This is a genomic window from Pseudomonas sp. NBRC 111123 (genome assembly GCF_001320205.1).
Taxonomy (GTDB): Bacteria; Pseudomonadota; Gammaproteobacteria; order Pseudomonadales; family Pseudomonadaceae; genus Aquipseudomonas; species Aquipseudomonas putida_J.
Genome location: NZ_BCAZ01000029.1, coordinates 1 through 24,521, shown reverse-complemented (window position 1 = coordinate 24,521; position 24,521 = coordinate 1). Strand labels below are relative to the sequence as shown.

25 protein-coding genes and 1 pseudogene are annotated in these 24,521 nt (G+C 62.9%); 7 read left to right on the top strand and 19 right to left on the bottom strand.

What is annotated here, in order from left to right; genetic code table 11:
• Positions 1-53: 53 nt before the first annotated feature.
• The 8 genes from APH27_RS15785 to APH27_RS15750 all read right to left on the bottom strand — a co-directional run bounded on the left by APH27_RS15785 (position 54) and on the right by APH27_RS15750 (position 6,156).
• Complete coding sequence (locus APH27_RS15785; protein WP_060485325.1) at positions 54-833, bottom strand: response regulator transcription factor; 780 nt, start codon at positions 831-833, stop codon at positions 54-56.
• 119 nt (positions 834-952) lie between these two features.
• Positions 953-1,423: an A24 family peptidase gene (locus APH27_RS15780; protein ID WP_027920829.1), complete on the bottom strand. Its 471-nt coding sequence runs from the start codon at positions 1,421-1,423 to the stop codon at positions 953-955.
• Between the two features lie 161 nt (positions 1,424-1,584).
• Positions 1,585-2,154, bottom strand: coding sequence for a DUF4136 domain-containing protein (locus APH27_RS15775; RefSeq protein ID WP_027920830.1), 570 nt, complete (start codon positions 2,152-2,154; stop codon positions 1,585-1,587).
• A 19-nt stretch (positions 2,155-2,173) separates the two neighbouring features.
• Positions 2,174-2,809 (bottom strand): DUF4136 domain-containing protein, encoded by a 636-nt coding sequence (locus tag APH27_RS15770; RefSeq protein ID WP_060485301.1) that lies wholly within the window; start codon positions 2,807-2,809, stop codon positions 2,174-2,176.
• A 23-nt stretch (positions 2,810-2,832) separates the two neighbouring features.
• On the bottom strand, positions 2,833-3,582 hold the full coding sequence (locus APH27_RS15765; protein ID WP_027920832.1) for a methyltransferase domain-containing protein: 750 nt from the start codon (positions 3,580-3,582) through the stop codon (positions 2,833-2,835).
• Positions 3,579-3,884 carry a MazG-like family protein gene (locus APH27_RS15760; protein ID WP_027920833.1) on the bottom strand — a complete coding sequence of 102 codons (306 nt, stop codon included), beginning with the start codon at positions 3,882-3,884 and terminating at the stop codon, positions 3,579-3,581. The genes APH27_RS15765 and APH27_RS15760 overlap by 4 nt, the downstream gene beginning before the upstream one ends.
• 65 nt (positions 3,885-3,949) lie before the next feature.
• Positions 3,950-4,801, bottom strand: coding sequence for a MaoC/PaaZ C-terminal domain-containing protein (locus APH27_RS15755; RefSeq protein WP_060485300.1), 852 nt, complete (start codon positions 4,799-4,801; stop codon positions 3,950-3,952).
• A gap of 2 nt (positions 4,802-4,803) precedes the next feature.
• Positions 4,804-6,156, bottom strand: a complete 1,353-nt coding sequence (locus APH27_RS15750) for a 3-oxoacyl-ACP reductase (protein ID WP_060485299.1) — start codon at positions 6,154-6,156, stop codon at positions 4,804-4,806.
• A 118-nt stretch (positions 6,157-6,274) separates the two neighbouring features.
• On the opposite strand from APH27_RS15750, the gene APH27_RS15745 reads away from it, so the two are divergent.
• Positions 6,275-7,552 carry an acetyl-CoA C-acetyltransferase gene (locus tag APH27_RS15745; protein ID WP_060485298.1) on the top strand — a complete coding sequence of 426 codons (1,278 nt, stop codon included), beginning with the start codon at positions 6,275-6,277 and terminating at the stop codon, positions 7,550-7,552.
• 105 nt (positions 7,553-7,657) lie between these two features.
• Entirely contained in the window at positions 7,658-8,437 is a 780-nt protein-coding gene (locus APH27_RS15740) for a helix-turn-helix transcriptional regulator (RefSeq protein ID WP_027920837.1), read from the top strand.
• Positions 8,438-8,558: 121 nt separating this feature from the next.
• Here the strand turns inward: APH27_RS15740 and APH27_RS27185 are convergent, their stop codons facing one another.
• The 5 genes and pseudogenes from APH27_RS27185 to APH27_RS15720 form a co-directional block, all read right to left on the bottom strand.
• The gene (locus tag APH27_RS27185; RefSeq protein WP_371262715.1) at positions 8,559-9,287 is read right to left on the bottom strand and encodes a methyl-accepting chemotaxis protein; all 729 of its coding nucleotides are present in this window, start codon (positions 9,285-9,287) and stop codon (positions 8,559-8,561) included.
• A gap of 129 nt (positions 9,288-9,416) precedes the next feature.
• Positions 9,417-10,346: pseudogene (locus APH27_RS27180) on the bottom strand (cache domain-containing protein); the annotation flags it as partial.
• A 344-nt stretch (positions 10,347-10,690) separates the two neighbouring features.
• A complete protein-coding gene (cueR, locus tag APH27_RS15730; RefSeq protein WP_027920839.1) occupies positions 10,691-11,095 on the bottom strand; it encodes a Cu(I)-responsive transcriptional regulator in 405 nt (134 codons plus the stop codon).
• Positions 11,092-13,491, bottom strand: a complete 2,400-nt coding sequence (locus APH27_RS15725; protein ID WP_060485297.1) for a heavy metal translocating P-type ATPase — start codon at positions 13,489-13,491, stop codon at positions 11,092-11,094. The genes cueR and APH27_RS15725 overlap by 4 nt, the downstream gene beginning before the upstream one ends.
• A 57-nt stretch (positions 13,492-13,548) precedes the next feature.
• A complete protein-coding gene (locus tag APH27_RS15720; protein ID WP_060485296.1) occupies positions 13,549-13,935 on the bottom strand; it encodes a hypothetical protein in 387 nt (128 codons plus the stop codon).
• 146 nt (positions 13,936-14,081) lie between these two features.
• Here APH27_RS15720 and APH27_RS15715 point away from each other — a divergent pair, with 146 nt between their 5' ends.
• Together APH27_RS15715 and APH27_RS15710 are read left to right on the top strand one after the other, a co-directional pair.
• Entirely contained in the window at positions 14,082-14,279 is a 198-nt protein-coding gene (locus tag APH27_RS15715) for a heavy-metal-associated domain-containing protein (protein WP_027920842.1), read from the top strand.
• A gap of 159 nt (positions 14,280-14,438) precedes the next feature.
• Positions 14,439-15,620: a multidrug effflux MFS transporter gene (locus tag APH27_RS15710; RefSeq protein WP_060485295.1), complete on the top strand. Its 1,182-nt coding sequence runs from the start codon at positions 14,439-14,441 to the stop codon at positions 15,618-15,620.
• Here APH27_RS15710 and APH27_RS26880 read toward each other — a convergent pair.
• Entirely contained in the window at positions 15,571-15,768 is a 198-nt protein-coding gene (locus APH27_RS26880; RefSeq protein ID WP_081784348.1) for a hypothetical protein, read from the bottom strand. The genes APH27_RS15710 and APH27_RS26880 overlap by 50 nt on opposite strands.
• Positions 15,769-16,233: 465 nt before the next feature.
• Between APH27_RS26880 and APH27_RS15705 the strand changes: the two genes are divergently transcribed.
• The gene (locus APH27_RS15705) at positions 16,234-16,941 is read left to right on the top strand and encodes a helix-turn-helix transcriptional regulator (protein WP_060485294.1); all 708 of its coding nucleotides are present in this window, start codon (positions 16,234-16,236) and stop codon (positions 16,939-16,941) included.
• Positions 16,942-16,946: 5 nt separating this feature from the next.
• Here APH27_RS15705 and APH27_RS15700 read toward each other — a convergent pair whose 3' ends face one another.
• The 5 genes from APH27_RS15700 to APH27_RS15680 form a co-directional block, all read right to left on the bottom strand.
• Entirely contained in the window at positions 16,947-17,894 is a 948-nt protein-coding gene (locus APH27_RS15700; RefSeq protein ID WP_027920845.1) for an adenosine deaminase, read from the bottom strand.
• Positions 17,895-17,978: 84 nt separating this feature from the next.
• The gene (locus APH27_RS15695) at positions 17,979-18,665 is read right to left on the bottom strand and encodes an SDR family oxidoreductase (protein WP_027920846.1); all 687 of its coding nucleotides are present in this window, start codon (positions 18,663-18,665) and stop codon (positions 17,979-17,981) included.
• Positions 18,666-19,031: 366 nt separating this feature from the next.
• Positions 19,032-19,616, bottom strand: a complete 585-nt coding sequence (locus tag APH27_RS15690) for a YigZ family protein (protein ID WP_060485293.1) — start codon at positions 19,614-19,616, stop codon at positions 19,032-19,034.
• Between the two features lie 9 nt (positions 19,617-19,625).
• Positions 19,626-20,288: a TetR/AcrR family transcriptional regulator gene (locus APH27_RS15685; protein WP_027920848.1), complete on the bottom strand. Its 663-nt coding sequence runs from the start codon at positions 20,286-20,288 to the stop codon at positions 19,626-19,628.
• A gap of 90 nt (positions 20,289-20,378) precedes the next feature.
• Positions 20,379-21,296 (bottom strand): LysR family transcriptional regulator, encoded by a 918-nt coding sequence (locus tag APH27_RS15680; protein ID WP_060485292.1) that lies wholly within the window; start codon positions 21,294-21,296, stop codon positions 20,379-20,381.
• Positions 21,297-21,414: 118 nt separating this feature from the next.
• Between APH27_RS15680 and APH27_RS15675 the strand changes: the two genes are divergently transcribed.
• Complete coding sequence (locus APH27_RS15675; protein WP_060485291.1) at positions 21,415-22,761, top strand: aspartate aminotransferase family protein; 1,347 nt, start codon at positions 21,415-21,417, stop codon at positions 22,759-22,761.
• A 73-nt stretch (positions 22,762-22,834) separates the two neighbouring features.
• Complete coding sequence (locus tag APH27_RS15670; protein WP_060485290.1) at positions 22,835-24,328, top strand: CoA-acylating methylmalonate-semialdehyde dehydrogenase; 1,494 nt, start codon at positions 22,835-22,837, stop codon at positions 24,326-24,328.
• Positions 24,329-24,521 lie beyond the last annotated feature (193 nt).

Here is a 24,521-nt window from a genome sequence, read left to right as displayed (position 1 = left end):
CGGGCGCTGGCTTGCCGGCGACGAGGCCAGTGGCAGTCATGCAAAGCTCGAACTCAATGGGTGGTAAACCGCTGATGCACAGGCGATGAACTTGGCGTCAACGCCAGCGCCAACTGGGTGCGGTTGTGCATGTGGGTCAAACGCAGCACCTGTGACACATACAGCTTCACGGTGTTCTCGGTGATCCCCAGTTCACAGGCAATCTGGTAATTGGTCTTGCCCTTGCTCACCAGCCTGGCAACTTCCAGTTGCCGTGGTGAAAGTTTCTCGAAGGCCGCCGGTAGCTCGCCCTCTACCTCTTCTGCGACATCCGTGGCTCGGCGGTGAACGCCCTGGCCCCGGGCTTTTTCCAGGTCCTGGTAGAGCTCATCGATGGAGCCGGCCAGGTCTTGCAGGCGCTGGTTGAGGTTGCCCAGGTTCTGGACGTTGGCCTTGCGCTCCAGCATGACTTGCTCCTGGCGGCGCAGGCCTTCGAGCAGTTCGTCGAGGTCCATGGGCTTCTGGTAATAATCGGCAAAGCCTTCGCGCAGGGCGCGGATCACGTCCTGCTTGTCGGCGCGACCGGTCAGCATGATCGCTTCGAACATGCGCTTGCGCCCGGCAATGTCCTTCAGGGCACGAACCATTTCGATGCCATCGCGACCGGGCATGTGCAGGTCGCACAACACCAGGCCGATGGCTGCATCGGCAATGAAGCGTTCGATGGCTTCGTCGGTGGAGTGGGCCGCAACGCAGTGGTAGCCCTGGGTTTCGAGGAATTCACATAATTGTTCGACTATGAGTGGCTGGTCATCTACAACCAGGACCTTCACCTCACTGTATGGCTTGTTCACGATCAACTCCCTGTTCGTAAGCGGCCCTGCTCCCGGGCCAGACGCTCTGGCAGCTTAAAAATAGACGCTGCTCGCGATTCTGTACAAGGTTTGTACAAGAGATCGGACAACAGGAATAGTTATTGGATCCATACAGCCGTGAGCAGAAAGCCCGCCAGAACGTAGGGGACAAAGGCTTGCTTGTCGCCCATTTGCTCGGTCAGGCTGGCCAGGCGCTTCTTTACTTTGGGGTTGAGCAGCGTCCACAGCCGCCTGCGGGTCAGCAGCCACAGCACCACGCTGACGCCAGCGCCGATGAAGGTGCCGAGCACGTATTGCGGGCTGGTCGCCAAGGCCAGTGCGCCCATGAGCTTGACGTCGTCGGCGCCGAAGCGGCCCAGCATGTAGCCTGGCAACGTCAACAGCATGACGATGGCCAAGGCCCAGCCAGCGTCGCTGGCATCGGCGCCGATCCAGCTGTGGCCAGTGGCGAACAGCCAGACCAGGGCGCCGGCGGCGGCACCCAGGGTCAGCAGGTTGGCAATCTGGCGCTCGCGGATATCTTGTTCAGTGCACAAGGCAAGCCACATCAGAAGAACAATGCTTTGCATCGGCAAGTCGCCTTTCCCGTTCGTTGAACACTTCTACCCGGTCAGTCAGGTTTCCTAATCAGGGTAGACGCGATCTGACGAACGGGCATGGCAGGGTGGCAAAAAGGTCGGTGCGCAAACGGCTCGGAGTCGTGATCAGGCCGTTTGCGCGGTGGCAGGGCTTATTTCGCCCGGCCCGGTGGATAATTGCCGAGCACCTGGGCAACGGTCTTCTGGATTGCGCTGTTGCGCTCGTCGGGGCTAGGCGGGTAATTGTTCATGATCTGTTCGGCGCTGCCGCGCCAGACCAGCTTGCCGTCATGGCCATCGAACATGTCGATCTGAATGGTTGCCACCTTGTAGTCGACGCTGCGTGTTTCGTTGTACATCGGGCCGCCCCAATAACCGTTCCAGTACCCGCCCCAGGCGCCGCCATAGTTGGTGGTGATCTGTTGCTGGCGTTGTTCGACGATCAGGTAGGCGCGGACCGTGACGTCAGGCCTGGCGTTGCCTTGGGCGGGGCGCAGGCCGCGCTGGTCGAGCTGGTCGGCGACTGCTGCGCGGATGCGCTGTTCGGTCAGGTCGCTCTTGATGCGCGGATCGTCCGGGCGGTACTGCAGGCCCGGCTCCTGCCATGCCCAGCTGCGATAGGCGGCGAAATCGCGGCTGGCGTCGAAATCCTGCTGAACGTTGTTGCTTGAGCAGGCGGCGAGCAACAACGCAAATGACAGTAGAACGAGGCGGCGCAACATGATGGTTCTCCGTTAGGCGTTAACTGGGAGGATAGCCGCTGAGCGCCTTGTGAACCGATTCACGCAAGGCGGTCTCGCGATCGCGCGGTGAGCTTTTGTCGCTGCCGCTTTCAGCGCTGGCGCTCCACACCGGCTGACCGTTGCGGGCATCGAACAGGTCGATGCGCACCACCATCACCTCCACTTCGTAGGTGCGCACGATCGGCACGCTGCCGTAGGCGCCGTAACCGTTGCGGTAGCCGCCGAAGCCGACACCACCATAGGGGTACGGGCCGTAGTAGGGGTCGTAGGTGTCATAGTCACGCACCTGGCGCAGGCGCCGCTCCAGGCGCATGTCGGCGCTCACCAGCAGGTCGCCAGTGGTGCCCCGGGCCGGGCGCAGGCCATGTTGGTCCAGGGCGCCGCTGACGGCATCGGCAATTTGCGCCGGGTCGGCGTCGGCATTGCCGCTTGGCAACTGGCCGCCGCGCCAGCTCCAGCTGCGATAGTGCCCGTAATCGCGCGGCGCCGCCGGGTAGGCGCTGGCGTCGAAAGTGTTGGCCGCTTGCGCAGGCGCAGGCGGCAATGGGCGGCTGCTGGCCACGTAAGGGTTGCTGGCCTGGCAGGCGGCCAGGGTGAGCGGCAGCAGGGCCAGGCACAACAGACGGTACGGCATGTATCCCTCCCGAAGGGGCGTAATCAGCAGGGGCGGCACATCCAGTGCAGGTAGCGGCCGAGCCCGGCGAAGCTTGGGTGACGGCGGTGGGCCAGTTCCATTTCCAGCAGGTCGAGCAGCTCGGCCTTGTCCTGGAATTCCTTGGGCATGTAGTCGTGGAAGACGCGCACGCCACTCTCGCTTTCGACTTGCCACAGGGTTTCAAGTTGCGCCTTGAGCTCCCGCGGATCAAGCGGTTTTTGCGGGGTCAGGCTCTGCTTTTCACCTTCCAGGCGGTTGCTGCGCAGCTTGCGGAAATGGCCCTTGAGCAAGTTGCGGTAGACCAGGGCGTCGCGGTTGTAGAACGCCAGCGACAGCCACCCACCCGGGGCCGTCAGTTGATGCAGCACCGGCAGGATGCTTTGCGGTTCGGCCAGCCATTCCAGGACGGCGTGGCACAGCACCAGGTCATAAGGCTCGGTGAGCTGGCCCAGCAGCGCTTGCCACGGTGCCTGGATGAATGTTGCCGTTTGCCCCGCTTCTGCGAAGCGCGCCTGGGCACCTTCGAGCATCGGTGCGGCGGGTTCGGCCAGCGTTACAGCGTGCCCACGCTGAGCCAGCCACAAGGCCATGTGGCCCAGGCCGGCGCCAATGTCGAGCACCCGCAACGGTCGATCGGGCAGGGCCTCGGCCAGGTCGGCCTGGAGCACGGCCAGGCGGATCGCGCCCTTGGCGCCGCCGTAGATCTTCTCGGCAAAGCGCGTGGCCAGTTCATCGAAGTGACGGTCGTTCATCGCGCGAAACGCCTCTCGCTGTCGGCCAGCTTGGCCCGTACCACCTGCTCCATGTCCAGGCCCAGCTCGCTGCACAGCAGCAACAGGTACAGGACCACATCGCCGACTTCCTGGCCGGCGTGGGCCAGCTGATCGGCGGGCAACTGACGCGATTGGTCCTCGCTCAGCCACTGGAATATTTCCACCAGCTCGGCCATTTCGACGCTGGCGGCCATGGCCAGGTTCTTCGGGCTGTGGAAGCCGCGCCAGTCGTTGTTGTCGCGGATCTGATGCAGGCGTTCGGTGAGTTCTTGCAGGTTCATCGGGAGTCTCCTAAGGCTGCATAGCTTCTGCGCAGGCCCGATGCAAAGCAAGTGCAATCAGGGCGTTAGAGCACTGCCCAGCGCCCTGCCATGTGCAGCAACCCGCCGTGCCCATCCAGCCGCAGCTCACCCGCTGGCCCCGCTTCGCTGGCACTTAGAACAACCTCCGATGGCAAACGCACTGGCTTGCGAAAGCCAACCTCGAAGCGGTAACCACTGTTTGGCATGTGTGTACGCAAAGCCGCCAACGCCATGGCATTGCTCCACATGCCGTGGGCGATGGCCTTGGGAAAGCCGAACAAGCGTGCGCTGACGGCGCTGAGGTGAATCGGGTTGTAATCGCCACAGACCTTGGCGTAGCGCCGGCCGATATCACCGTCGGCGTACCAGCGGGTCACCTCCGCCAGGGTCCCAGGCTCGTTCTCTTCGCTGTCGTTCTGCTGGCCATGGTGCTTCAGGCCACGCACCAGCATGCGGCTGGTTTCACGCCAGAGCAGGCCAAGGCCGTCCTCGGCTTCGGTGACCAGGTCAAAGGTGCCGCCCTTGGCATGTGGCTGCAGATTGTCGGCATACACCGCAAAGCGCAGCCCGTCGATACCGCCCAGCGGGCGGAGCACGTCGATGCGGTTGTGCAGGTGAACCAGCCCGAGCAACGGGAAGGGGAAGTCGTGGCCGGTCAGCAGGTGCAGTTGCAGGGGGAAGGCCATCACATGTGGGTATGTGCCGGGCAAGCGGCCATCGTCGGTGAAGTGGCAGAGGCGGCGGTAAGCCGCGAGGTTGCCGGGCTGCACGCGGATGAAGCTGCGCAGGCCGCCGGTGGGCAAGGTATCGCCGCTGATCTTGCGCTTGCTGGCGGCACGCAGGTAAAGGCTGGCACGTGAATCAGGGCTGTGCAGGTCATGCCATTGGCGGTTCATGGTCAGGCCCCCATCAAGGCCTGGCCGCAGACGCGCAGCACCTGGCCGTTGACCGACCCGCTACCCGGCTGGCTGAGCCAGGCGATGGCTTCGGCGACATCCTGCGGGTGCCCACCCTGGCCCAGCGAGCTCAGGCGCCGCCCGGCCTCGCGCAGGCCGATGGGCATGGCGGCGGTCATGTGCGTTTCGATGAAGCCGGGCGCCACGGCATTGATACTGCCGCCGCGCTCGGCGAGCTTCGCCGCCCAGGCTTGGGCAAAGCCGATCAGGCCGGCCTTGCTCGCGGCATAGTTGGCTTGCCCGCGGTTGCCGGCAATGCCGCTGACCGATGCCAGCAGGGTAATACGCGCGTTATCGCCCAGCGCGCCACCGTCATGCAGGGCCTGGGTCAACAGTTGCGGAGCCTTGAGGTTGACTGCCAGCACCGCATCCCAGTACTCCGGCGTCATGTTGGCCAGGGTCTTGTCACGGGTGATGCCGGCGTTGTGCACGACGATGTCGATGCCGCCGGGCAGTGCTTCGAGCAGCCTGGCCGAGGCATCGCTGGCGCAGATGTCGAGGCTCAGGGCCTTGCCACCGAGGCGCGCCGCAAGGGCATCGAGGTCTTGCTGGGCCTGGGGCACGTCGAGCAGCATCACCTCGGCGCCATCGCGCGCCAAGGTTTCGGCAATGGCGGCGCCGATACCGCGTGCGGCGCCGGTGACCAGGGCGCGACGGCCACCGAGCGGGCGGGTCCAGTCTTCGACCTGGGCGGCACAGGCCTGCAGGCGCAGGACCTGCCCGGAAACAAAGGCACTCTTGGGTGACAGGAAGAAGCGCAAGGCGCCTTCGAGCTGAGCGTCCGCGCCCGTTGCCACGTACAGTAACTGCGCGGTTGCGCCATTGCGAAGCTCTTTGGCCAGCGAACGACTGAAGCCTTCCAGGGCGCGCTGCGCAACACTGGCCAGCGGGTCGTCGAGGGATTCTGGCGCACGCCCAAGGATTACCACGTGGGCACAGGGTGCGAGGCTGCGCAGCACGGGCTGGAAGAACTCGCGCAACTGTTTCAGCTGGTCGCTGTCGGACAGATGGCTCGCGTCGAACACCACGGCCTTGAGTTTCGGCCCCAGGCCGGCGACCCAGGCGGGAGCCTGCAGGCCGTCGCCATTGAAGCTGTACACCGCATCGGTCAGGCGCGGGGCGATGGCCTCGACCTGGTTCGCCAGCGGTCCGCCACCGAGCACCAACGCGCCCTCTACCGGACGCAGGCGGCCCGCCTGCCAGCGCTCCAGCGGCGCCGGGCGCGGCAGGCCAAGGGCATCGACCAGGCGGCGACCGAGGTTGGAGTTGGCAAAGCCGAGATAGCGATCGCTCATGTGCGGGTCTCCCAGAAGGCAAGCTTGCAAGTGTGGACCAACTTTATGGCAAGGTCGTTCGAATGCGGTAAAAACACCTAGGCTGTACGGATCAAATTGTTTCCGGAGGAACAAGCGCATGCGTTCAACTCGCCGGGTCGCGATCCTGGGCGGCAACCGTATCCCCTTCGCCCGCTCCAATGGCGCCTATGCCACTGCCAGCAATCAGGCGATGCTGACCGCAGCCTTGGAAGGCTTGATCGAGCGTTATCGCCTGCATGGGCTGCGCCTGGGTGAAGTGGTGGCAGGGGCCGTGCTCAAGCACTCGCGGGACATGAGCCTGACCCGCGAATGCGTGCTCGGCTCGCGTCTGTCGCCGCAGACGCCGGCCTACGACATCCAGCAGGCCTGCGGCACGGGCCTTGAAGCGGCGCTGCTGGTTGCCAACAAGATTGCCCTCGGGCAAATCGACTGTGGCATCGCCGGTGGCGTGGACACAACCTCCGACGCCCCTATCGGCGTCAACGAAGGGCTGCGGCGTATCCTCTTGCAGGCCAACCGCGGCAAGACACTGGGCGAGCGACTCAAGCCGTTCCTGCAATTGCGCCCAAGCCACCTGATACCCGAACTACCGCGCAATGGCGAGCCCCGCACCGGACTGTCGATGGGCGAGCATTGCGAGCGCATGGCGCAAACCTGGGCGATTGGCCGCGCCGAGCAGGACGCGCTGGCGCTGCACAGCCATCAGCAACTGGCGGCCTCGTATGGTGAGGGTTGGCAAAATGACCTGCTGACGCCCTTCATGAACCTGACCCGTGACAACAATCTGCGTACTGACCTGACCTTGGAGCAACTGGCCAGGCTCAAACCCTCATTCGACCGCAGCGGCCTGGGCACGTTGACGCCGGGCAACTCCACGCCGTTGACCGATGGCGCCTCGATGGTGCTGCTTGGCAGCGAACAATGGGCACAGCAGCAAGGCCTGCCAGTGCTGGCCTACCTGGTCGATGGCGAAACCGCCGCCGTGGATTTCGTCACCGGGCGCGAGGGGTTGCTGATGGCGCCGGTATACGCCGTGCCACGTCTGTTGGCGCGCAATGGGCTGACCTTGCAGGACTTCGATTATTACGAAATCCACGAAGCCTTTGCTGCGCAAGTCTTGTGCACCCTCAAGGCCTGGGAGGATACGGACTTTTGTCGTGAGCGCCTGGGGCTGGATGCAGCGCTTGGGGCCATCGATCGCAGCAAACTCAACGTCAAGGGCAGTTCGCTGGCGGCGGGTCACCCGTTCGCGGCCACCGGCGGGCGGATATTGGCCAACCTGGCGAAGTTGCTGGCCACGGCCGGAAAAGGGCGTGGCTTGATATCCATTTGTGCAGCGGGTGGGCAAGGGGTGACGGTGATCGTCGAGCGCTGAAGCCGGTCCATGTGGGCGCGGCAAGGCCGCTCCCACATGGACCGAGCCTGACCTGAACACGAATCAACTGTTAGGCTTGTCTGCTCAGAACTACAAGAATTCGCTATGCAGACGATCGGACATCCCCGTGCCATTCCTGCCCTGGACCGGTTACCTCGGCCCGTCTATGCCCGCGCCGAAAGCCTTGGCGCCGGGTCCTGGACGACTCGCCACAGCCATGACTGGGTGCAATTTTCCTACGCTATCAGTGGCGTATTGGGCGTGTATACCGACGATGGCAGCTACTTCGCCCCACCGCAGTGGGGCGTATGGATACCGGCCGATGCCGAACATGAGGTCGTGACGTCCGGGCAAGCTGAAATGCGCAGCTTGTATATCCGCCGTGATGCGTGCCTTTGGGCGCCGGCGCACTGTCGGGTGCTGGAGGTGACGCCCTTGGCGCGGGAGCTGATCAAGCAGTTCTGCCTGTTGCCGGCTCAATACACGGAAGGCGACAGCGTCGAAGGGCGCCTGGTGGCGGTGTTGCTCGATCAGTTGCGCACGTTGCCCGAGGTGGGTTTCTCGCTTCCGCTGCCACGTCACCCAGGGTTGCTGGCGCTGTGCAATGGCCTGATCGCCGAGCCGGACCAGGTGCAGACCCTGCAGCAATGGGCGGTACAACTGGGCTGCTCGGAAAAGACGTTGATGCGTTTGTTCCAGCGCGAGACCGGGTTGAGTTTCCGTAATTGGCGGCAGCGGATGCGGCTGCTGTCTTCGCTGGCGTTGCTGGAGGCGGGGGACAGTGTGACCGAGGCGGCGCTGGGCTGTGGGTATGATTCGACTTCGGCTTACATCGCAGCCTTCAAGCAATTGTTCGGGGCGACGCCTGGGGAACTGAAGTTTTGATGTTGCCAATACCGGCCTCTTCGCGGGCAAGCCCGCTCCCACAGGGATATCACATAGCCCAACGGCAGTGACAATTCCTGTGGGGGCGGGCTTGCCCGCGAAGAGGCCGGTACAGCAGGACTCAGGTACGGAAGCGGCGCACCAGCGAATCCAGTTCATTGGACAGCCCCGCCAGGCTCTCGGAGTCTTGACGCGCCGCCTGTGCCAGTTCGGCCACCAACTGAGCATCCCCGTGAATCTGGCTGATATGGCGGTTGATGTCCTCGGCCACCTGGTGCTGTTCCTCGGCCGCCGTGGCGATCTGCGTGTTCATGTCGCGGATGATGTCCACCGACTCCCGAATTTGCCCGAAGCTGTCGCGGGCCAAGCCAATGCGGCTGACCGACTGCTGCGACACTTCAAGGCTGGCATGCATCTGCTCGGCCACCTGCGCAGTGCGGCTGGCCAGGTTGCCCAGCAAGCCATCGATTTCGGCGGTAGAGTCGGCGGTGCGCTTGGCCAGGGCCCGCACTTCATCGGCCACCACGGCAAAGCCACGGCCCTGTTCACCGGCCCGGGCCGCTTCGATGGCCGCGTTGAGTGCCAGCAGGTTGGTCTGCTCGGCAATCGAGCGGATGGTGCCGAGGATCGACTGGATAGCGTTGCTATCGCGCTCCAGTTGCTGGATCGACTGGGCCGACTGCTCGATCTCCTGGCTCAGGCGGTCGACGCTGTTGACCGCCGCGTCGATCTGTTGCTGGCCTTCGCGGGCCTGTTGCTGGCCGCTGTCAGCCGATTGCGCGGCCTGGCTGCAGGAGCGGGCAACTTCGTTGGCGGTGGCGACCATTTCGTGGAATGCAGTGGAGACCATGTCCACGGCTTCACGCTGGCGCCCGGCAGCCTCGGCCATGTCGCTGGAAACCCGGGTAGAGCTGCTGGAGGTGCTGAGGATCTTGCTGGCGGCCGAGCCGATATGCTGGATCAGGCTGCGGATAGCGCCCAGGAACTGGTTGAACCAGTTGGCCAGTTGCGCGGTTTCATCACGGCCACGCACGTCGAGGTTGCGGGTCAGGTCGCCTTCGCCTTGGGCAATGTCTTCCAGGCCGCTGGTGACGCTGTTGATCGGGCGCACGATGAGTTTGGCGAAGGCTGCGCCGACCGCGGCGAACACAGCTGCCAGCACCACTGCGATGATGCCGATCAGCCAGGTGAGGCGGGTGGTGGTCTGCATCACTTCGCCTTGTTGGATCAGGCCGATGAAGGTCCAGCCCAGCTTTTCGTCAGGGTAGACGTTGGCCATGTAGCGTTGGCCATTGATTTCGACCTCGACCAGGCCCTTGCCGGCCTTGGCCAGTTCGGCATAGCCATCACCGAAGCTGGCCAGTTGCTTGAAGTTGTGGCTGGCATCGCGTGGGTCGACCATCACGTTGCCGTTGTTTTCCACCAGCATCAGGTAGCCGCTTTCGCCTAGTTTGATCTGCTTGACGATCTCGGTCAGGCCCTTGAGCGAAACGTCGATGTTGACCACGCCGCCCGGGTTGCCGAGCTGGTTGGCCACGGCGCGTACGGTGCTGATCAGTACGGCGTCGTCGGCGGCCCAGTAATAGGCACCGGTGCGCACGGTCTTGCCGGGGTTGGCCATGGCCAACTGGTACCACGGGCGCGGGCGCGGGTCGTAATTGACGAACTTCTGCCCGGCCGGCCAGCCGACGTAGCCGCCATCGCTTACGCCGTAGGACACATAGGCATAGCCTGGGTGAGACTCTGCCAGACGGGTGAAGAATTCCAGCAGTTGCTTGTCCTGATCGCCCAGCTCGTAGGACGGGTTGGCGCTCATGAATTTGTTCAGGTTGCCGCCGGTGGTCGCCACCATCGGTTGCGAAGCCAGGTAGGCGACGTTCTGGTCGATGCCCTGGAAGAAGATGTTCATCGCGTTGCTGACCTGGCGGATTTCTCGGCTGCTGCTGTCGAGGAAGCCGTCGCGGGCTTCACCACGCAGGTTGATCACCACCAAGGTGGCCACGAGGACGATGGGCAAGCCGGCGATGACCGCGAATGCCCAAGTCAGTTTCTGTTTGATGTTCATCGACGCTCCCGGAATTTATTTTTTGCACGCGAGGCAGGTACAACTACATCGGCAGCATCCGGGGAATTCTTAGGGAAAGTGCCCGTATTTATTGGGCGAAGTCGCATTTGGCGACTATTCGGTCGGCTTTGGGCTAATATGGCATACCAAAACAGTATGGCGGACTGATATCAGCACGCCATATGCCTTCATTGGCAGCAGCTTGCGCCATTGGCCAGGTCTTTCAGGATCGGGCAATCCGGCCGGTCGTCCCCCTGGCAGTGGGCGACCAGATCACCCAGGGTGTCTCGCAAACTGACCAGTTCGTCGATGCGCCGATTCAGCTCATCGATGTGCTGCATGGCCAAGGCCTTGACGTCGGCGCTGGCCCGTCCGCGGTCCTGCCACAGGGTCAGCAGCTTGCCCACTTCATCCAGAGAAAACCCGAGGTCACGGGAACGCTTGATGAAGGCCAGGCTGTGCAAGTCCTCGGCCTGGTACAAGCGGTAGCCACTGTCACTGCGCGTGGCCGGCTTGAGCAGGCCGATGGATTCGTAGTAGCGGATCATCTTGGTGCTGAGCCCGCTGCGGCGGGCGGCCTGGCCAATGTTCATCGGGCCTCCTGGGAGGTGCTGGTGGGTTTCCAAGTCTTCAGCCACAGGGCATTGCTGACCACGCTGACGCTGGACAGCGCCATGGCGGCGCCGGCGAGTACTGGGTTGAGATAGCCCAGTGCGGCCAGGGGAATGCCGATCAGGTTATAGATGAAGGCCCAGAACAGGTTCTGGCGGATTTTCGCATAGGTCTTGCGGCTGATTTCCAGAGCAGCGGGCACCAGGCGTGGGTCGCCACGCATCAGGGTGATGCCGGCCGCCTGCATGGCCACGTCGGTGCCACCGCCCATGGCGATGCCGATGTCGGCGGCGGCCAGGGCCGGGGCATCGTTGATGCCATCGCCGACCATCGCCACCACGCCGTCCTTTTTCAGGGCGGCCACGGTGGCGGCCTTGTCGGCCGGCAGCACTTCGGCATGTACATCGTCGATACCGAGCGCATCGGCCACCACCTGGGCGCTGCCGCGGTTGTCACCGGTCAGCAGGTGGCTGCTGATGTGGCGGGCGTGCAGGGCGGCGATGGCCTGCTCGGCACCAGGCTTGAGGCTGTCTCCGAAAGCGAACAGACCCAGCACGCGCGCAGCCGCGCCGCGTTCGATGAGCCACGACAGCGTTCGGCCTTCGGCTTCCCAGGCTTGAGCCTTGGCGGCCAGCTCGCCGGGTTGCAGGTTGCTTTCGTCGAGCAGGCGCCGGTTGCCCAGCGCCAGTTCGCGGCCTTCCACGCACCCGGCAATGCCGCGACCGGTAAGCGACTGGCTGGCAGTGACGGCGGGTACCTCAAGGCCTTGCTCGGTACAGGCGTCCAGCACCGCTTTGGCCAACGGGTGCTCGCTGCCGCGCTGCAGGGCACCGGCGAGACGGTGCAGGTCGGCGCTATCAACGGCCAGTGCCTGGCTGTGGACCACGCGCGGGCTGCCGGAGGTGAGGGTGCCGGTCTTGTCGAATACCACGCGATTGACCGCATGGGCACGCTCCAGTGCTTCGGCATCCTTGATCAAAATGCCGTGGCGGGCGGCAACGCCGGTGCCGGCCATGATCGCTGCTGGCGTAGCCAGGCCCAAGGCGCAGGGGCAGGCGATCACCAGCACGGCGACCGCATTGATCAGGGCGGTTTCCAGCGGCGCACCGGCCAGCCACCAGCCGATCAAGGTGAGCAGTGCCAGCACCAGCACTGCGGGCACGAACACTTGGCTGACCCGGTCGACCAGTTTCTGGATCGGCGCCTTGGCGGCTTGTGCGTCTTCGACCAGGCGGATGATCCGGGCCAGCACGGTCTCCGTGCCCAGGGCCTGGGTACGCACCAGTAGCCGGCCTTCACCGTTGATGGCACCGCCGGTGACACTGTCGCCGGCTTGCTTGGGGACCGGTAGGCTCTCGCCGCTGATCAGTGCTTCGTCCGCGTGGCTGCTGCCTTCTTCCACTGTGCCGTCGACCGGGAAGCGTTCGCCGGGTTTGACCAGTACCAGGTCGCCCAAGCGCAACTGGGCGATTGCCACGTCTTCTTCGCGGCCGTCGATGACGCGCACGGCACGTTCCGGGCGCAGCGCTTCGAGGGCGCGGATGGCGCTGGCGGTCTGGCGCTTGGCGCGGCTTTCGAGGTATTTGCCCAGCAATACCAGGGCGATGACCACCGCCGAAGCCTCGAAATAAAGGTGGGGTGCCATGCCGGCCGGGGCCTTGACCCACTGGTACAGGCTCAGGCCATAACCCGCGCTGGTGCCAAGGGCGACCAGCAGGTCCATGTTACCGGTACCAGCGCGCACTGCTTTGTAGGCGGCTTTGTAGAAGCGTGCACCGAGAATGAATTGCACCGGAGTGGCCAGCACGAACTGCGCCCAGGCGGGGAGCATCCAGTGCAGGCCGAATGGTTGCACCAGCATCGGCAGCACCAGTGGCAGGGCCAGTAACACTGCGGCAACGACAGCCAGGCGCTCGTTGCGCAGGCGGCGTTGGGCATCCTGCTGATCACCCTTGGCCGCTTGCGGCAGGCTGGCGCTGTAGCCAGCTTTTTCGACGGTGGTAATCAGCAGCGAGTCATCGAGCGCCTGCAGCACTTCGACATGGGCACGTTCACTGGCCAGGTTGACGCTCACGTGTTCGACTCCCGGCAGCTTGGCAAGCGCGCGCTCCACTCGGCCGACGCAACTGGCGCAGGTCATGCCGCTGATCTGCAGCTCCACGGTTCGGGTCGGCACGCCATAGCCGGCGCCGCGCACGGCTTCGACCAGGGCTGGCAGGCTATCGGCCGGGGCTTGGACCCTGGCTTGTTCGGTGGCGAGGTTGACGCTGACTTGATCAGCGCCGCTGACTTTACGCAGGGCGCGCTCGACACGGCCAGCGCAGCTGGCGCAGGTCATGCCGGAGATCGGCAGGTCGAACGTGGTAGATGCAGGCATGGCTCTCCTCCTTGGCAGGGCTTCAGCATCAGCATCAACCTTGCCATGCAGGGAAGGTCAATAGCCCAGGCCGGCGCGCTTCAACTCAAGGCCATTGTGGCCCATGGCAATACGGTATTTGCTGATCTGGCCCGCTTGCAGGTTGAGTCGCGTGCTGCGTTGGTCCTCGATGCCGGGGGCGCAGCCAGGCATTTGCCCAGGCAGCAGGCGCAGGCGCACGTCGACTGGGCCGGGCGGCAGGTTGAAGGACGTGGACTGTTCCTGGAACACGCGGCCGGAGAGCTGATCATTGAGGTACACGCCGATCTCGCAGCTGGTGGCCACTTCCAGGCGCTCCCGGGAAATGATCAGCACGCTGTAGTCCGAGTTGCTCTCGGCGCTGGCCGGTGGCACTGCGGCCAGCGCGGCCAACAGCCCGACGACGCCCACTGCTGTCCTGAACATGAAGAATCTCCTGCTTGCACAAATCGACAAAGGCGCAGCTTGGCTGAGGTCCGCGCGGATTTCCAGCCCGGCCGTTTCACGTAGAACTTGACCTTGCCCCGATGGCAAGCTTGAAGCTGGCTCAAACCCTGAAGGAGGCAGTACCCATGCAAGTGTTCAATGTTCAAGGCATGACCTGTGGCCATTGTGTGAAAGCAGTGACTCGCGCGGTACAGGAGCAGGATGCGCAGGCCAAGGTAGAAGTCGATCTGGCTGGCCAGCAGGTGCGGGTGTTGAGTGCGCTGGCGCCGGAGCAGGTGCTGGCAGCGATCCGGGAAGAAGGCTATCAGGCCGAAGTAGCCTGAGCTGGCCTCATCGCGGGGGGAAGTCAGTTGCCACGGGATGGCCTGTGGCAACTGACGGGTGGCGTGCAAGGCGACGCTATTTTATTGCAAATGTTTTCATGCCGAGGGTAGTCACAGCAGGTAGACTTGGCGGCTTGCTTAGCCTGCTATGGATTCCTGATGAACCTGCGAATGGTGCTGATTCTGGGCGCACTGAGTGCGTTCGGGCCCTTGGCGATCGACTTTTACCTGCCCGCCTTCCCGGCCATGGCGCAGGCGTTCGCTACCGATGAAAAACACATACAGGCCACCTTGGCGGCCTACTTCCTCGGCTTGTCGATCGGCCAGCTGGCCTACGGGCCGGTAGCCGACCGCTTTGGCCGCCGCAAGCCGCTGCTGTTCGGCGTGGCGCTGTTCACCTTGGCTTCGCTGGCCTGTGCCTACGCACCCAACCTCGACACCTTGATCGTGGCGCGCTTTGTACAGGCACTGGGCGGTTGCGCCGGCATGGTGCTGTCGCGGGCGATTGTCAGTGACAAGTGCGACCCGGTAGCTTCGGCCAAGGTGTTCTCCCAGTTGATGTTGGTGATGGGCCTGGCACCGATCCTCGCGCCGATGCTGGGCGGGGTCTTGGTGAACGTGTCTGGTTGGCAGTCGATCTTCCTCGCGCTGAGCCTGTTCAGCGCTGCCAGCCTGTTTGCGGTAAGCCTGGGCCTGCCGGAGAGCCTGCCTGCGCACATGCCGCGCCAGCCGCTGTCAGGTGCATTGCGCCAGTACCTGCGGTTGTTGGCCGATCGTGTGTTCATGGGGCACGCCTTGACCGGCGGTATCGCCATTGCTGGCATGTTTGCCTACATCGCCGGTTCGCCTTTCGTATTCATCAAGCTCTATGGCGTACCAGCGGAGCACTATGGCTGGCTGTTCGGCACCAACGCCGCAGGCTTCATTCTGGTAGCCCAGGTCAATGCGCGCCTGCTGGCCAAGCGAGGCCCGGCGTTCCTGTTGGTGCGTGCAGTCTGGCTGTACCTCGCGGCGGGGCTGGTACTGCTGGGCGTGGCAGCCTTGCGACCGGCACAGTTGTGGCCATTGCTGGTGCCACTGTTCGTCTGCATTGCCAGCCTGGGTTGCATCATCCCCAACGCTTCGGCCTGCGCCATGAGCGGCCAAGGCGCGCGGGCAGGCAGTGCCTCTGCACTGATGGGCTGCGTGCAGTTCAGTGTTGCGGCCAGCGCGGCGTCGCTGGTCGGCGTGCTGCATGACGGCAGCGCAGTGCCCATGACCTTGGTGATCAGCTTGTGCGGGGCGCTGGTGGTCAGTGTCGCGCTGTTGACCCGGCGCCTACAGGCCACGCGTCCGGCATGAGTGGGTGAGGTGCCTGCAGGCGGGTTTCCAGGGTGGCGACGAAGGCGCGTGCTTCGGCTTCGCTGCGGAAACTCACCACATGCTGGTCGAGCCTCACCTGCCAGGGGCAGTTGGGGTTACGGTTCGACGCGCTGACGACAATCTTCATCGTGGCATACCTCCATATGAGGGGGAGAGCGGATCAAGTGTAGCGCTGCGGTCACTTGGCGCCATGGCCTGAATCGGTGTCCTGACTGGCGGTCGGGGCACAATCTCACGGGCTTGTCTGACCTTTCTGGGGGCTACGCCTGGATTGCTGTGGAAGCTTCGCTTTGATCTGCGCTATTTGATGAAGCACGCTGTCGGCAGAATCGCGGCCCGCCCTGGGCCATTCTTCCTCATGTCCTGTATTTTCCTCCCTGCGTCACGTTGCAGCAGCTTCAAGCGCAGTTTTGACTTGCTTGAGGGTTGCCCTACCCAGCGCCGCTTGAGCCTGTCGTGGTATGAGCTGGGTTGCCGGAAGGGGCACGGGTGCGGCTTATACTGCCCCCCGAGCAGTTGGACTGGGGGCGATCAGCGTAGTGATGACTGACCTCTGGAAACCAGACGTGATCATGCGGGGAGATATAGGGACATGAATGCAGTCAGCAGTATCAGTCAGATTGCCGGCCTGATGGCCGACCCCAAGCGCAGTGCGATGTTATGGGCGCTCATCGATGGCACACCGCGGCCGACCGATGAGCTGGCGATGATGACCGGGCTTACCTCGTCTTCGGCCTGCGCTCACCTTTCGTTACTGTCTTCGGCGGGCCTGCTCAGGCTTGAGGCGCGCGGCCGCAAACGCTACTTCCGTCTCGCTACCCCGCAGGTGGGGGTAGCTGTCGAAGCGTTGGCAAGTGTCCAGTTGGCGTCGGGAAAAGGGCCGCGTACAGAGGTGCTGCAATTGCCAGTGTCTATGCGCAGGGCACGCCGCTGCGGCGATCATCTGGGCGGCGAACTGGCGGGTGAACTGTATCACCGGCTGGTGGTGGCGGGCTGGCTGGAGGGTAACGAGCGGGAGCTGATGGTCAGCGACAACGGGCGAACGCAACTGGCTGCCATAGGCGTCTACATCGACGCGCTGGCGTCGCGGCAGCAGCACAGCTGTGTGATCTGCCATTGCAATGAGTGGAGCGACCAAGGGCCGCACTTGGGCGGCAGCCTTGGCCGGGCTTTGCTCACACTGTTTCTGCAGTCTGGCTGGATACGCGAGCCCGAAGGCACGCGGGTATTGCAGATTTCCGCCGAGGGTGTGCAGCAGATCAACCACATAGCCCGCGTGACGACCGTGCAGGTCGGTTAGCGGCTTCAGACCAGGCGAGCATCCAGGCTGTTTTGCGCCAGGCGGCGGGCCTGGTCTTCGGTCATGCCCAGGTGGGTGTGCAGGGCGTGGAAGTTCTCTGTGACGTAACCGCCGAAGTAGGCCGGGTCGTCCGAGTTCACCGTCACCTTTACGCCGCGCTCGAGCATGTCGAGGATGTTGTGCTGGCTCATATGGTCGAACACGCAAAGCTTGGTGTTCGACAACGGGCAGACGGTGAGCGGGATCTGCTCATCGATGATGCGTTGCATCAGGCGTTCATCTTCTATGGCGCGTACGCCGTGGTCGATGCGCTTGATCTTCAGCAGGTCGAGGGCTTCCCAGATGTACTCGGGTGGGCCTTCCTCACCGGCGTGGGCAACGGCCACGAAGCCCTCGCTGCGGGCACGGTCGAACACGCGCTGGAACTTGCTCGGCGGGTGGCCCATTTCCGAGCTGTCCAGGCCGACGGCGATGAAGGCGTCACGGAAGGGCAGGGCCTGGTCGAGGGTTTTTTGCGCTTCGTCTTCACTGAGGTGGCGCAGGAAACTGAGGATCAGGCCGCTGCTGATGCCCAGTTGCTCGCGACCATCTTTCAGCGCCTGGTTGATGCCATTGAGCACGACTTCGAACGGGATACCGCGGTCGGTGTGGGTCTGCGGGTCGAAGAACGGTTCGGTGTGGATAACATTCTGCGCCTTGCAGCGCTGCAGGTAGGCCCAGGTCAGGTCGTAGAAGTCCTGCTCGGTGCGCAGCACGTCCGCGCCCTGGTAATACAGGTCGAGGAATTCCTGCAGGTTATTGAAGGCGTAGGCGCTGCGAAGCGTTTCCACGTCGTTCCATGGCAGGGCAATCTTGTTACGCTCGGCCAGGGCGAACAGCAGTTCAGGTTCCAGCGAACCTTCAAGGTGCAGGTGCAGTTCTGCCTTGGGCAGGGCATTCAGCCAGTCATACATAAGGGGGATGTCTCAAATCAGGTACGGTTGCCGCCATTCTACAGGGCCTGGCCGGGCATTGCGCCCGGCCGGTCGGTATTCACCTCACCAGGTGAGCGGCTCGCCTTTGTAGTTGATGAAGCGCAGGCCACCGTTGCCGCTGTGTGCCTTGATCTGTTCGAGCATTCCACGGGTGCTGGTGAGTACGTCGATTTCGGCGTTTTCGCCGCCCATGTCGGTCTTCACCCAGCCTGGGTGCATGGCCAGCACGCAGAGGTCGGGGCGCTGCAATTCGACCACGAAACTGTTGATCATCGAATTGAGCGCAGCCTTGCTGGCCTTGTAAAGGCAGATCTCGCCGCCGTCGGGGATGGTCACGCTGCCCAGGATCGAGCTCATGAACGCCAGCACGCCGCTGCCTTCGCGCACTTGGCCGGCCAGGCGACGGGCTAGGCGGATCGGCGCCACGGCGTTGGTCATGAACAGGTCGCCGATGGCCTGGGCCTGTACGCTTTCCAGGTCTTGCGGCAAGGGGCCCATGACCCCGGCGTTGACGAACACCAGGTCGAACACCTGGCCTTGCAGGCGCTGCTTGAGGCTGTCGAGTTGCGCGGTGTCGTTCATTTCCAGTTGCTCGACACGTACGCCGGGCACATTGGCAAGGCCGCCAGGTTGCTGCGGGTTGCGTACTGTAGCGGTGATGTTCCAGCCGTCTTCGTGCAGGCGGTTTACCAAGCCGAGGCCGAGGCCGCGGGAGGCGCCGATGATGAGGGCAGTTCTTGAAATTGCCATCGGAACATTCCTTTATCGGTGTAGGGAAAAGGAATTGAGCATACTGCAGAGTTACCGAAGGCGCCCGTTTAACCATTGGTTAAAAAACGTACAGTTCCACTTGGCCGTTAGCTGGCGGGCGCCCGGCGTGTTGGCTAACGGGTTATCCACAGGCTGATCCACAGTAAATGTGCGCAAGCACAGTGGAGGCCGCGCTGTAGCGGGCCTGACGTATTTGGGATAACTCGCCAAAGGTCAGTCGCTTACGGCTGTCATCAAACAGTGATCAAAATATGCTCAATGCTCTGCAGGCCTTGCCGGACATAGGCTGTAAAGGAATGCCCCAAGCTTATCCACAGGCCGGCCCACAGTAGATGTGGGCAAGTTTCAGCGCGCTTCGAGGATGATCCGGCCGCGGCTCAGATCGGCCAGCTGCTGTTGCAGGGCAGGTTGATGCTCGGCACCGACGGCAACCTGAAGGTCCACGCCATTGGCAGTGAACTGCTCGTCCAGCACCAGGCCATCCACATCGGCCAGGCGCAGTTTCACAAGTGCCAGTTCGCTGAACGAGCAGCTGCAGTGGTATTCGCTGCGTTGAATCAACAGGCGTTTCGGCGCTTGTTGCAGGCACTTGTTGGCGCCACCGCCATAGGCGCGAGCCAGCCCGCCGGTGCCCAGCTGAATGCCGCCGTACCAGCGGATCACCAGCACCACCACCTGGTCGCAGTCCTGAGCTTCGATTGCCGCAAGGATCGGCCTTCCGGCGGTACCGCCGGGCTCGCCATCGTCATTGCTGCGGTATTGCCCGCCGATCTTCCAGGCCCAGCAGTTGTGCGTGGCGGCCAGGTCGCTGTGGCGTTCGATGAAGCTCATCGCCTCGGTGGCACTGTTGATCGGGCCGGCGAGGGTGATGAAGCGGCTCTTGCGGATTTCCTCGCGAAATTCGCAGAGGTCGAGCAGGGTAGAAGGCATAGGTGAACGTCAGGCACTCGGCTTGATGCCGCAGCCCTTGAGAATGATGTGGATAAGGTTGTTGCTGGCATCTTCCATGTCTTGCTTGGTCAAGCGGCTGCGGCCGGTGACCTGGCAGATCTGGGTGGCGAAGTCGGCATAGTGCTGGGTGCTGCCCCAGAGCAGGAAAATCAGGTGCACAGGGTCGACCGTGTCCATTTTGCCGGCATCCATCCAGGCCTGGAACACGGCGGCCCGGCCGCGGAACCATTCGCGGTAGTCGGCGCTGAAGTACTCGGTCAGGCAGGTGCCACCGCTGATCACTTCCATCGCGAAGATACGCGAGGCCTGCGGGTTGCGTCGGGAGAACTCCATCTTGGTGCGGATGTAGTGGCTAAGCGCTTCGCCCGGGTCGTCCTCGACGCTCAGGGCGTTGAAGGTGCTGTCCCACAGCTCGATGATGTTGCTCAGCACGGCGATGTAGAGGCCGAGCTTGTTGGTGAAGTAGTAATGCAGGTTGGCCTTGGGCAAGCCGGCTTTCAGCGCGATGGTGTTCATGCTGGTGCCTTTGAACCCATGGCGGGCGAATTCGTCTTCGGCGGCCTGGATGATGGCCTGTTCGTTCTTCTGGCGGATGCGGCCGGCGGGCTTGCCCGAGGCGGCGAGGCGATGCGCAGGGACTTCTAGGGTCATGGACGATTCCGGACGGGTCTGTGGCAACGAATGTCGGACAAGATTACCTGCCTGTGCTGGCGTGACAAGCCTTAGCGTCAGAAGCTGGCATCAGCGTGTCGCAGCCAGGCTTTCCAGGAAGCTTTCCAGCACCAGGTTCGGCCGCCGCCCTTTGCGGGTAACCCAGCTCAGGCTGAGGTCGTAGAAGCGTTGCGCCGGCTTGAGTGCACGCAGGCGACCTTGCTGGACCCAGAAGGTCGCGTAGTGGTCGGGCAGGTAGCCGATGTAGCGCCCGGTGAGGATCAGGAACGCCATGCCTTCGCGGTCCGAGGCGCTGGCGGTGCAGTTGAGTGCCTGGTAGTGCGCCTGGATTTCCGCGGGCAGCCGAAAGGTCGGCGCTATCGCCTCCTGGCTGTTCAGGCGGTCATCGTCGATCTGCTGGTTGTCGGCGTAAAACAAGGGATGGCCAACCGCGCAGTAAAGTTGTGAGCGTTCGCTGTACAGCGATTGGTATTCCAGGCCGGACAGTGGGCTGGTCTGCGGTACCACGCCGACGTGCAGGCTGCCATCCAATACCCCTTGCTCGACTTGGCTGGGGGCAATCATGCGGATCTGGATGCGCACTTCCGGGCCGCGGTCCTTGAGTTCGGCGAGGGCATGGGTGATGCGCATGTGCGGCAGGGTGACCAGGTTGTCGGTCAGGCCGATGTTGAGTTCGCCGCGCAAATGTTGGTGCAGGCCGTTGACTTCGGTGCGAAAGGTTTCCAGCGCACTGAGCAACTGCAGGGCAGAGTGGTAGACCTCGCGGCCTTCTTCAGTCAACGAGAAGCCGGCACGGCCGCGCTGGCACAGGCGCAAACCCAGGCGTTGCTCAAGGTCGTTCATCTGCTGGCTGATGGCCGAACGGCCGATCCCCAGCACGTTTTCAGCAGCCGAGAAGCCGCCGCACTCAACGACGCTCCGGTAGATTTTCAGCAGGCGGATGTCGAAATCGCTGACTTGTGCGAGGGGGGCGGGACGTCGGCTCATAAGTTTAGTCTTGCGCTACCTGAAGATTAGAAATGTAGTCTTTTTCAGACTTTATCCGCGTGCGAATTTAGCTGCAACAACATCCATCGTTGCCTAATCGTCTTCCGAGGAACCGCCGATGAACATGCCCGAAACCGCTCCCACCGGTATCGCCAGCCAGCTGAAGCTGGATGCCCACTGGATGCCCTACACCGCCAACCGTAACTTCCAGCGCGACCCGCGCCTGATCGTGGCGGCCGAAGGCAACTACCTGGTCGATGACAAGGGGCGCAAGATTTTCGACGCCCTCTCTGGTCTGTGGACCTGTGGCGCCGGGCATACCCGTAAGGAAATCACCGAAGCGGTCGCACGCCAGGTCGGTACCCTCGATTATTCCCCTGCGTTCCAGTTCGGCCACCCGCTGTCGTTCCAGCTGGCCGAGAAGATCGCCGAGCTGACGCCCGGTGACCTGAATCACGTCTTCTATACCAACTCTGGCTCCGAGTGCTGCGACACCGCGCTGAAGATGGTACGTGCCTACTGGCGCCTGAAAGGCCAGGCCACCAAGACCAAGATCATTGGCCGTGCCCGTGGTTATCACGGGGTGAACATTGCCGGTACCAGCCTGGGTGGCGTCAACGGCAACCGCAAGATGTTCGGCCAACTGCTGGATGTCGACCACCTGCCTCACACCGTGCTGCCGGTGAACGCCTTCTCCAAAGGCATGCCGGAAGAGGGCGGTATCGCCCTGGCAGATGAAATGCTCAAGCTGATCGAACTGCACGATGCCTCGAACATCGCGGCGGTGATCGTCGAGCCGCTGGCCGGTTCTGCCGGGGTGCTGCCACCGCCGAAGGGTTACCTGAAGCGTCTGCGTGAAATCTGTACCCAGCACAACATCCTGTTGATTTTCGACGAAGTCATCACCGGCTTCGGTCGCATGGGCGCCATGACCGGCTCCGAGGCCTTTGGTGTCACACCTGACCTGATGTGCATCGCCAAGCAGGTCACCAACGGTTCCATTCCGATGGGCGCGGTGATCGCCACCAGCGAGATCTACCAGACCTTCATGAACCAGCCGACCCCGGAATATGCTGTGGAATTCCCCCACGGTTATACCTACTCGGCTCACCCTGTAGCCTGCGCCGCCGGTCTTGCCGCGCTCGACCTGCTGCAGAAGGAAAGCCTGGTGCAGTCAGCTGCCGAACTGGCGCCGCACTTCGAGAAGCTGCTGCATGGCGTCAAGGGCACCAAGAACATCGTCGACATCCGTAACTACGGCCTGGCCGGCGCGATCCAGATCGCTGCCCGCGACGGTGATGCCATCGTGCGTCCGTATGAAGCGGCCATGAAACTGTGGCAAGCCGGCTTCTATGTACGCTTCGGTGGCGACACCCTGCAGTTTGGCCCGACCTTCAATACCCAGCCGCAGGAGCTGGACCGCCTGTTCGACGCGGTCGGTGAAGCCCTGAACAAGATCGACTGATCTTGCCGATTTTGACGTAGGGCGCGTGAGCCAATTACGCGCCTGCCTCAACCTTCTTTATCTGGAGTTTTGCATGAGCATTGTTCAGCACCTGATTCACGGCGAACTGGTTACCAAGGGCGAGCGTACCGCCGATGTCTTCAACCCCTCCACCGGCCAGGCGGTACGCAAGGTCGAACTGGCCAGCCGCGCGACCGTGCAGGAAGCCATTGACTCTGCCAAGGCCGCCTTCCCGGCCTGGCGCAACACCCCGCCGGCCAAGCGCGCCCAGGTGATGTTCCGTTTCAAGCAACTGCTGGAGCAGAACGAAGCCCGTATCTCGCAGATGATCAGCGAAGAGCACGGCAAGACCTTGGAGGACGCTGCCGGTGAATTGAAGCGTGGCATTGAGAACGTCGAGTTCGCCTGTGCCGCTCCAGAGGTGTTGAAAGGTGAATACAGCCGCAACGTCGGCCCGAACATCGATGCCTGGTCCGACTTCCAGCCGCTGGGCGTGGTTGCTGGTATCACCCCGTTCAACTTCCCAGCCATGGTGCCACTGTGGATGTACCCGCTGGCCATTGCCTGCGGTAACGCTTTTATCCTCAAACCCTCCGAGCGCGACCCGAGCTCCACCCTGTTCATCGCCCAACTGCTGCTGGAGGCTGGCCTGCCGAAGGGTATCCTCAACGTGGTACACGGTGACAAGGAAGCGGTCGACGCACTGATCGAAGCACCGGAAGTGAAAGCACTGAGCTTCGTCGGTTCGACCCCGATTGCCGAATACATCTATGCCGAAGGCACCAAGCGCGGCAAGCGCGTGCAGGCCCTGGGTGGTGCGAAGAACCACGCGGTGCTGATGCCTGATGCCGACCTGGACAATGCGGTAAGCGCTTTGATGGGCGCGGCCTACGGTTCGTGCGGCGAGCGTTGCATGGCTATCTCGGTGGCGGTGTGCGTAGGTGATCAGGTTGCCGATGCACTGATTGCCAAGCTGGAACCGCAGATCAAGGCGCTGAAGATTGGCGCTGGCACGTCGTGTGGCCTGGACATGGGCCCGCTGGTAACTGCTGCAGCCCGTGACAAGGTTGTCGGTTACATTGACGATGGTGTTGCAGCTGGCGCCAAGCTGGTGGTGGATGGCCGTGGCTTGCGTGTGGCAGGTAATGAAGATGGTTACTTCGTCGGTGGCACGCTGTTCGACAACGTGACCCCTGAGATGCGCATCTATAAAGAAGAGATCTTCGGCCCAGTGCTGTGCGTGGTGCGTGTGAACAGCCTGGAGCAGGCCATGCAGCTGATCAACGACCACGAGTACGGCAACGGTACTTGCATCTTCACCCGTGACGGTGAAGCGGCGCGCCTGTTCTGCGATGAGATTGAAGTGGGCATGGTCGGCGTGAACGTGCCACTGCCGGTGCCGGTTGCCTACCACAGCTTCGGTGGCTGGAAGCGTTCACTGTTCGGTGACCTGCATGCCTACGGCCCGGATGGTGTGCGTTTCTATACCCGTCGCAAGGCGATCACCCAGCGCTGGCCGCAGCGTGCCAGCCATGAGGCATCGCAGTTTGCATTCCCTAGCTTGTAAGGCATGAGATGAAGCGGGGAGGCCGACAGGCCTCCCCGCTTTGTTTTTCAGCGATATTGAAGTTTCTTGAAATTAAGGGTTGACGGGGTCTCGAATCCCCTTATAATGCGCCCCACTTCCAGCGACATCGGAACGACAAACTCCTTGAGATTCAATGAGTTAGGTAGTTAAGGTGATGCTGGAGGGGCTTCGA